This is a genomic window from Psychrobacter sp. T6-1 (assembly GCF_052258445.1).
Genome location: NZ_JBQQFC010000104.1, coordinates 1 through 7,794, shown reverse-complemented (window position 1 = coordinate 7,794; position 7,794 = coordinate 1). Strand labels below are relative to the sequence as shown.

Below are 7,794 nucleotides of genomic sequence, written 5' to 3'. Positions count from 1 at the left end.
TAAACACTCGCCCCAACTGCCCGTGCAATGGCAATCCCCTCCTCAACCGTCAAAAACTTACGCTGGCTTGGGCTGTTCTTATAGACGACGTCACCCTCTTGGAATATTAGGCACTCATTGACTGCTATTTGCTGCCATTTCTCATTTTTAGTTAGCGGTACGGTCACTAAAATGGTCGTTTTATCGGTGTCAGCAGTCACATCACCAAAGTTAATCGATATCTCATCATCAGCGAGTTCTGCCTTGCCAAAGGGCGCTTGGCGGGTGAGATAAAATAGCAGACTGCCCGCGTACGCCAGTTGCCATTCGCCATTTGATATCAGGCAATTAAACAGACCGTTAGCAGATAGATATCGGCACTGCGTCGTCAAAAAGTTAAACAACGTCTCATTATCAGGACGCGATTTAAAGCTGCTTTTGAGGCGGTTAATCAAATAGCAAAACGCCATTTCAGAATCCGTGTTACCCACAGGCTGACAGTGCGAGGCATTGCCGTTTTCTTGTAAGCGCTCGCAGCGTTTTATAAATTCGCTATTCATCTGCCCGTTGTGCGCAAATACCCACTGCTCGCCCCAGACTTCACGCACGAACGGATGAGTGTTAGCTAAGCAATTTTGACCTTGCGTGGCTTTACGGATATGAGCGATGACATTCATCGCTTTGATCGGATAGTTATTGACTAGGTCGGCAACGGGCGATAAATGGCTTGGGCGGTTGTCATGGAATAAGCGCAGGCCTGTTGAGAGGTTGGATACATTACCATTTTGCATGCACTCACTACGCTCAAAGAATGCAATACCAAAACCGTCCTCATGATGGTCAGTCATACCGCCGCGGCGACGAAAGCCTGAAAAGCTAAAGCCGATATCGGTTGGGGTATTACAGTTCATTCCTAAAAGTTGACACATGTATCTGCTTCCGCCTTTATTGTCTTGGTGCTTAGTTGTCTTGGTGTTTGACTATTTTTGTGCTCGGTTATGTTCTATGAAGGTTTTGGGCTATCTGGTACAATGCCCAGCTCGGCATCACTCATTTGATCTAAGAGTGCTTCGCCATCTGTTGCACTACTGACGCCGCCCAAGATGCGCTGAGCTTGCGCCAAATCGGTATCTTGTACCCATAGCACTACGCCAGAGTTCATCCCTGGAATCGCGCTTAGCGCCTGCAACGAGACGGTAATGCCGTTGTTACGTAGCAAATTAGCGTTTAATTCGCCTTGCATATTGGTATCAAAACGAGCCAGCTTATGCCAATTATCGACTTGATCGCTCATAAAGGTGTCCTTACTTTAAATGGTCAGGCTCTAAAAGGTCATATGCAAATGAGCAAATGACATGAACATAATTGAGATGAATATTAGTACCGCTTAACCTTTAGTGTATAGGCTTTTATCATTGGCAAGTGAACTCAATTAGTATTAGGGCGTGTTGAATATTTTAATAAATGACAAACCCTGAAGACCAGTTGATTTGACCCAGTGGATATTCATCAATATGGAAGCCATTGGGATAATCCTCAAAGCCTGGCTGCGTCTTTAGTTGCTCAATAGCCGCCTGTGCTTGAGATTCGCTAGCGAACACGCCAATGAGTTTAAAATCAGCGATATCTTTGTCCGTATCATCCTCTTCAAACCGTGTATGCTCAAGGACAAAGACGCTATCTTGATCTTTTTCGACGTGCGAGTAGTGATAAGCGGCAAGGCGTTTCATCAAATCAGGGTTTTTGACCATGATGTTGTCGCCACTACGTCCTTCAGTACGGTTGTAATGAATGACATTAAGACGTAGTAGCCAAAAGATAACCGCCGCTTTGGCCAACATCACTGGCAAGGCTCGTTTCTCATCGCTATCAAGCGCGCGCTTGGACTCATAGCCTTGCAAGAATGCGGTCATTTTATGACGATCAAAATCTACCGATTCGCCTTGTTCAGCATCGCCCCACGTGGTACAAAAGTCATTAATAGTAATGGCAATATCCATCACATAATGATCGACGCTCACTTCAGTAAAATCTAGTAAGCCTGTGAGTGTCTCTTTACCTTTGGTCAAATCCCACAAGGTATTGTCCGCGAACATATCGAGATGACAAAGGCCTTTGGGTAATTTATCCAGCGATAGCTTTTCATACGACTGCCAAATATCACTCATCAATTTGGCCTCGTCACTTGGCATAAACTGTATCTCACGGTCGCGTACATCGATCCATGGATATAGCGCTACCCCATAGTCTTCGCTGGGCTGCAATTCTTGCAAAGTCTCATGCAGCATCGCCAGCGCCGCGCCGATCTCGTAACACATCGCTGTAGTCGTTTGTTTGGGATGCGCCCCCGACAAGCAGGGCACGACCGTGATGGCTTTGTCTTCATAATGGATGACGTAGCGCTTATCATTGTTTTTATCAGTAGCGGCTTGCGCGGTGTCAATCTCGATAATAGGTAGTGGCGCAGCAACGGGTAAAGTGCCGTCCAATTGACCCAAAATCACTGCCATTTTTTCGATATCAGCAGGCGGGCGCTCTTCAAATAAGGTAAACACATAAGAGTATTCACCCTCGCTGTCATCTGTGGTCTGAATAAACCAGTTCGAGTTTTTGATACCTTGCGTGATGGGAATGGCGCGGGCAAACGCTACCCCAAAGCTTGAGCAAAAGGCGGCAAATTGATCATCGGTGAGCTGGGTATAGACGGACATAAGCTTCTCTTTAATAGCGGCATGTAAATGTTGCGAGCATTTTAGGCGACATTATACCGAAAATTTATGACCAAGCGTGAAACGTCTACCCTTTGTATAAATAAGAAGGGTTTTGAGCTGATCAGCGTGCCAGCTCTCATCATGCGTAAGCGGCGTGGTCACTGTTGATTTGTACAAAGTAGATTATGATATCAGTATCGACTAAACACGATATAAGCGCTCCAATTTTGTTAGAATGCTTCAATGAAGTTTTTGACTGACTTAATGTAATTAAGAGTGAGATAAAATGCTAGCAAAACGTATTATTCCCTGTTTGGATGTGGACAATGGGCGCGTGGTCAAAGGCGTGCAATTCGTCGACATTATCGATGCAGGCGACCCTGTAGAAGTGGCGCGTCGCTACAATGAACAAGGCGCAGATGAGATTACCTTTTTGGACATTACCGCGACCAGTGACGCGCGTGATACCACGTATCATACCGTTGAGCGTATGGCAGAGACGGTGTTTGTACCGCTAACCGTTGGCGGCGGCGTGCGCAAAATCAGCGACATACGCAATTTGCTCAATGCTGGCGCGGATAAAGTGGCGATTAATTCAGCAGCGGTGTTTACGCCAGAATTCGTTGGGGAGGCAGCGCAGAAATTTGGTAATCAATGCATTGTCGTTGCTATTGATGCCAAGCGCGTCGCCGATATCGATGTCAACGGCATACTTATGCCGCGCTGGGAGATATTTACCCATGGCGGGCGCAAACCGACGGGTATTGACGCTGTCGCTTGGGCAGTCAAAATGGCAGCTCTGGGCGCAGGCGAGCTGCTCGTCACCTCAATGGATGGCGATGGCACCAAAAAGGGCTATGATCTGGCACTGATGAAACAGATTACTGATCAAGTGAACATTCCAGTTATCGCCTCAGGCGGCGTTGGTAACCTCGAGCATTTAGCTCAAGGCGTACTGCAAGGCGGCGTCGATGCTGTCCTTGCAGCCAGTATTTTTCACTTTGGTGAATTCACTGTTGGTGAGGCCAAAGTTTATATGGCAGCGCAAGGAATAACCATGCGTTTGTAGAGCGTTACAAGGTGTTTATATTAAGGTTACCAGAGTCAGCTAATCCACAAATAAAGTCGTAAAAATGCTATCATAGCGCCACTTATATATTTTTACTGATTGGATAGTCAATCAATAGTTAAAACCCGTTATTTAATTGCATTTTAATAGTTATAAATCTAAGGATACCTCTATGTCAAACTTACAACAGCAGCGCGCTAACATCACTCATATCGATGGCAATTTACATCAAAACAAAGACGCTCGTATCGGTATCGTCGTCGGTCGCTTTAACGCTTTTATCGTAGAGTCTTTAGTTGATGGCGCAATCGATGCCCTGCTTCGTCATGGCGTTTTGGGCAGCAATATCACAGTCGTTCGCGTACCGGGCGCTTATGAGCTACCGCTTGTCGCCCAGCGCGCCGCTGAATCAGATCGTTTTGACGCGATTATCGCTTTGGGCGCAGTCATTCGTGGTAGCACGCCGCATTTTGATTTTGTTGCCAGCGAATCTGCCAAAGGCTTAAGCGGCGTTGCCACTGACTATAATATCCCTGTTGCTAATGGCGTTTTGACCACCGACAGTATTGAGCAAGCTATTGAGCGCGCGGGTACTAAAGCGGGTAACAAAGGCAGCGATGCGGCGATGGTCGTACTTGAGATGCTAGCGGTATTATCGCAATTAGATGTTGAAGATGACTATGATGCTCGCGATGATAGCGATGACGCTTAAATTTAATCGTTAATACATTATTGTTGTAGGGCATATCGGCTGAGGCCTTAGCCCTACATAAAAGTGTATGTTCAGGTAAGTAATAACCATTAAATAGTGCTAAGGTTTAAAGTCTTAGCGCTACAGCATGACGACAGATTGGCAAATTGCGAATCGACCACTATTTAACATCTTAACATTTAGGTATTCACCTCTTATGACTGACCAACTCAAGCGCGCTCTGAATGACGCACAGACTGATCCTATCACTCAAACGCCCGCCCGCGACGATGAGCAACATTTCGATGTCAGTGAATCCTCGTATAAGACCAGTCATACTGCCGTGCGTAAAGCGCGGCGTTTTGCTATGCAGGGTCTGTATGAGTGGCTGGTCACTGACCGCCGTTTTGATACGACAGACAAGCGTAGCTGGAAGGACAATGCCCCGCATGACATCGCTGCCCGTACGCGCGCGACCAATGCTATGCATACCGTACATATCGGCTACTATCACGAGATGATGCGCGATATTCCGGAGCAAATAGACGCTTTGGACGCGCTGATCGCTGAGCAGCTAGATCGCGGGATTGAGAAGTTAGATACTGTTGAGCACGCTATCTTGCTCATCGGTGCTTACGAGTTACAGCACCGCTTAGAGATTCCGTATAAAGTGGTGCTTGATGAGGCGATGAAGCTGAACAATCACTTTGGCGCAACCGACGCGCACAAATTAATTAATGCCGTACTCGATAGAATGGCGATACAATTACGCGCCGTTGAAGTACAAGCGGACAGCAAAGCCAATCTACGCACCTCACAAAAGGCGGCAAGCAAACAAGCAAGGACCAGTCAAGATGAAGACCAGAGCGCTGTGCAACCTGAGACTTATACCGACGCGCCCACCGCATCGAACAAGCCGCGTATCAGCGCGAATAAAACAGGTGTTAAACGCATTCGTCCTAATAAACCGAGCGCGGGCACAGCAACCAAACAAGCCAGCAAAAAACTGGCGACCAAGCCAATCACGACCTCTCAAGATACAGAGCAAGACACAGCCAACACTATAGCTAATATCGATAGCGAAAGTAATCCTATTACCGTAGCCGATGACGCGGTGACAACAACGCCAAAAGATGACAGTATGGTAGAGACAGACAAACTGTTAGCAACTACCGATGCAGCAGATATCGGCTTAGAGAACTCTAATTTGCTTAGCGATGCAGATAAAACCTCTGAACCATCACAAGACAATGACAATAAAGAGGATAGCTCTAAAGACCCTAGCTCTGATAATAGTAGCTCTGAAGTAAAAGACTAACCATGAACGAGTTTGAGCTGATCGAGCAGATATTTTTAGGATTGCAGGACGCTGAGCAAATAGAGGCTGGCGTCGCAAACGGTATCGAAAAAAGTATCGGCGATGATGCTGCAGTAATCAAACTGCCAGCGGACTCGCGCTTGGTCAGCTGTATTGATACTTTAGTTCAGGGCAGACACTTTAGCGCGGACTGGGATGAGATTAATCAGCTAGCCTTTGCTATTGGTTATAAAGCTGTCGCCGTTAATATCTCAGATATTGCGGCTATGGGCGCAACTCCGCACAGTATCTTGCTGGCGCTGGCATTACCAGAACGCTTAGCAAATGAGACTTGGCTAAGCGATTTTGCCAAAGGTCTATTTCACGCGTGCACGTCATTTGGAGTGACTTTGATCGGCGGTGATACCACGCGTAGCGAGACTTTGGTACTTAGCATCAGTGCGCAAGGCTACTTAAATGCAAGTACGCCTGCCATTTATCGCTCAGGGGCGCAGGTCGGTGACAAGGTCTATGTATCTGGCAGTATTGGTGATGCCGCTTACGCGCTAAATCATACTGATACGGCTATCGGAGCGCAGCTTGCACATCGTTTGCATATGCCAACCCCGCGTATCGCTTTGGGCACAGCACTCGCGCAGATTGGTGCGACCTCAATGATCGATATCTCAGATGGTTTGTATCAAGACCTTGGACATATCTGTCAGCAAAGCGGCGTTGTGATACAGCTTAACCTTGACGACTTACCTACTAGTTCAGCACTATCTAGTATAGATCTCGCAGAGCGCTTGCAATATCAGCTGACAGGTGGTGATGATTATGAGCTGGCTTTTACTTTGCCTGCTGATATTGCAGCCACCTTTGATAATAAAACCAATACTCAGATCACATGCATTGGTGAGGTGACGGCTTTGGCACTAATAGATCCAGATACAAGCGCTAATAACAGCGCTAGTAAGCCTTATCCCAAGCTGTTTTATAAAGGTCAGCCTGTGACCCCAGCAAGCCCCGCGCCTTTTACCAGCTTGCCCAACTTAAGCGGTTACCAACATTTTATAGGTTAGCCCATGACCAACGATACGTCCGACAACCATAAGCCTGATATCAGTAAAGCTAATGACTGCCCGCGCCTGCCCGCTACAGCAAGCCTACTTGATCGCATCGTCTATTGGCTTGGTATCGGTCTGGGTAGTGGTTTGCCGCGCCGCGCACCAGGTACTTGGGGCACCGTTGGTGGCCTTATCGTCGCCATTCCTTTGATGAGTTTGGGTTTTATTCCCTTTCTTATCATTACTATCTTATCGAGTATCATCGGTATTTGGATATGCGGGCGCACATCGGTACTTATGCAAGTCCATGATGACCCACACATCGTCTGGGATGAGTGGGCAGGCATGTGGATTACACTTTTGCCGTTCTCTTATTTGGGCGTGACCACTACTAGCTTTTGGCAAGACATTTTTGAGGCCACTTCTATTTTCTCCCTTATTATCGCCTTTGTATTTTTTCGGTTTTTTGACATCATTAAGCCGCCGCCTATTGGCTGGGCCGATAAAAAGGTCGCAGGTGGCTTAGGTATTATGCTCGATGACATTATCGCAGGCATAATGGCTGCTTTTGTTTGGCTTATCGCTATGATGGGCTTAATGCTCTAACTGTCTACTTTTATACCTAGCATTGTATTTTTCTTAATAGTATCAAGCCTATCAGTCATAAACCTTGCCATCTGGATATGACTTCTGGGCTTTTTTACGTTATAATTCAAAATTATATTTTGTTACATTTGTGGAGTGCATGAAATGTCAGCGTCTATCAAAACATCTTTATCCGTGATTATCCTAGCAGCTGGCAAAGGCACGCGTATGCAGTCAGCAAAGCCTAAGGTACTACAGACTTTGGCGAGCAAACCGCTACTGGGTCACGTCCTTGAGACTTGTCATCATTTGACGGTAGATAATACTGTGGTGGTCTATGGGTTTGGCGGTGATCAAGTCCAGTCGGCAATGGATAGTCAATATGCACATCTGTC

9 protein-coding genes are annotated in these 7,794 nt (G+C 46.7%); 6 read left to right on the top strand and 3 right to left on the bottom strand.

Going from position 1 to position 7,794, the window contains the following annotated elements:
• The 3 genes from ACTXGO_RS07380 to ACTXGO_RS07370 all read right to left on the bottom strand — a co-directional run.
• The coding region (locus tag ACTXGO_RS07380) for a class II glutamine amidotransferase (RefSeq protein ID WP_435949837.1) at positions 1 to 908 on the bottom strand (908 nt) is incomplete at its 3' end.
• Between the two features lie 74 nt (positions 909 to 982).
• Complete coding sequence (locus tag ACTXGO_RS07375; RefSeq protein WP_435949838.1) at positions 983 to 1,273, bottom strand: putative signal transducing protein; 291 nt, start codon at positions 1,271 to 1,273, stop codon at positions 983 to 985.
• Between the two features lie 163 nt (positions 1,274 to 1,436).
• Positions 1,437 to 2,690, bottom strand: coding sequence for a homoserine kinase (locus ACTXGO_RS07370; RefSeq protein ID WP_443573895.1), 1,254 nt, complete (start codon positions 2,688 to 2,690; stop codon positions 1,437 to 1,439).
• Positions 2,691 to 2,976: 286 nt separating this feature from the next.
• On the opposite strand from ACTXGO_RS07370, the gene hisF reads away from it, so the two are divergent.
• The 6 genes from hisF to ACTXGO_RS07340 all read left to right on the top strand — a co-directional run.
• Positions 2,977 to 3,759: an imidazole glycerol phosphate synthase subunit HisF gene (gene hisF / locus ACTXGO_RS07365; protein ID WP_443573893.1), complete on the top strand. Its 783-nt coding sequence runs from the start codon at positions 2,977 to 2,979 to the stop codon at positions 3,757 to 3,759.
• 172 nt (positions 3,760 to 3,931) lie between these two features.
• Positions 3,932 to 4,471, top strand: a complete 540-nt coding sequence (gene ribH, locus ACTXGO_RS07360; protein ID WP_317199996.1) for a 6,7-dimethyl-8-ribityllumazine synthase — start codon at positions 3,932 to 3,934, stop codon at positions 4,469 to 4,471.
• 196 nt (positions 4,472 to 4,667) lie between these two features.
• Complete coding sequence (nusB, locus tag ACTXGO_RS07355; protein ID WP_443542681.1) at positions 4,668 to 5,768, top strand: transcription antitermination factor NusB; 1,101 nt, start codon at positions 4,668 to 4,670, stop codon at positions 5,766 to 5,768.
• Between the two features lie 2 nt (positions 5,769 to 5,770).
• On the top strand, positions 5,771 to 6,829 hold the full coding sequence (gene thiL / locus ACTXGO_RS07350) for a thiamine-phosphate kinase (RefSeq protein ID WP_443573892.1): 1,059 nt from the start codon (positions 5,771 to 5,773) through the stop codon (positions 6,827 to 6,829).
• Between the two features lie 3 nt (positions 6,830 to 6,832).
• Positions 6,833 to 7,420, top strand: coding sequence for a phosphatidylglycerophosphatase A family protein (locus ACTXGO_RS07345; protein WP_443573890.1), 588 nt, complete (start codon positions 6,833 to 6,835; stop codon positions 7,418 to 7,420).
• Positions 7,421 to 7,564: 144 nt separating this feature from the next.
• On the top strand, positions 7,565 to 7,794 hold a 230-nt coding region (locus ACTXGO_RS07340), incomplete at its 3' end, for an NTP transferase domain-containing protein (RefSeq protein WP_443573888.1).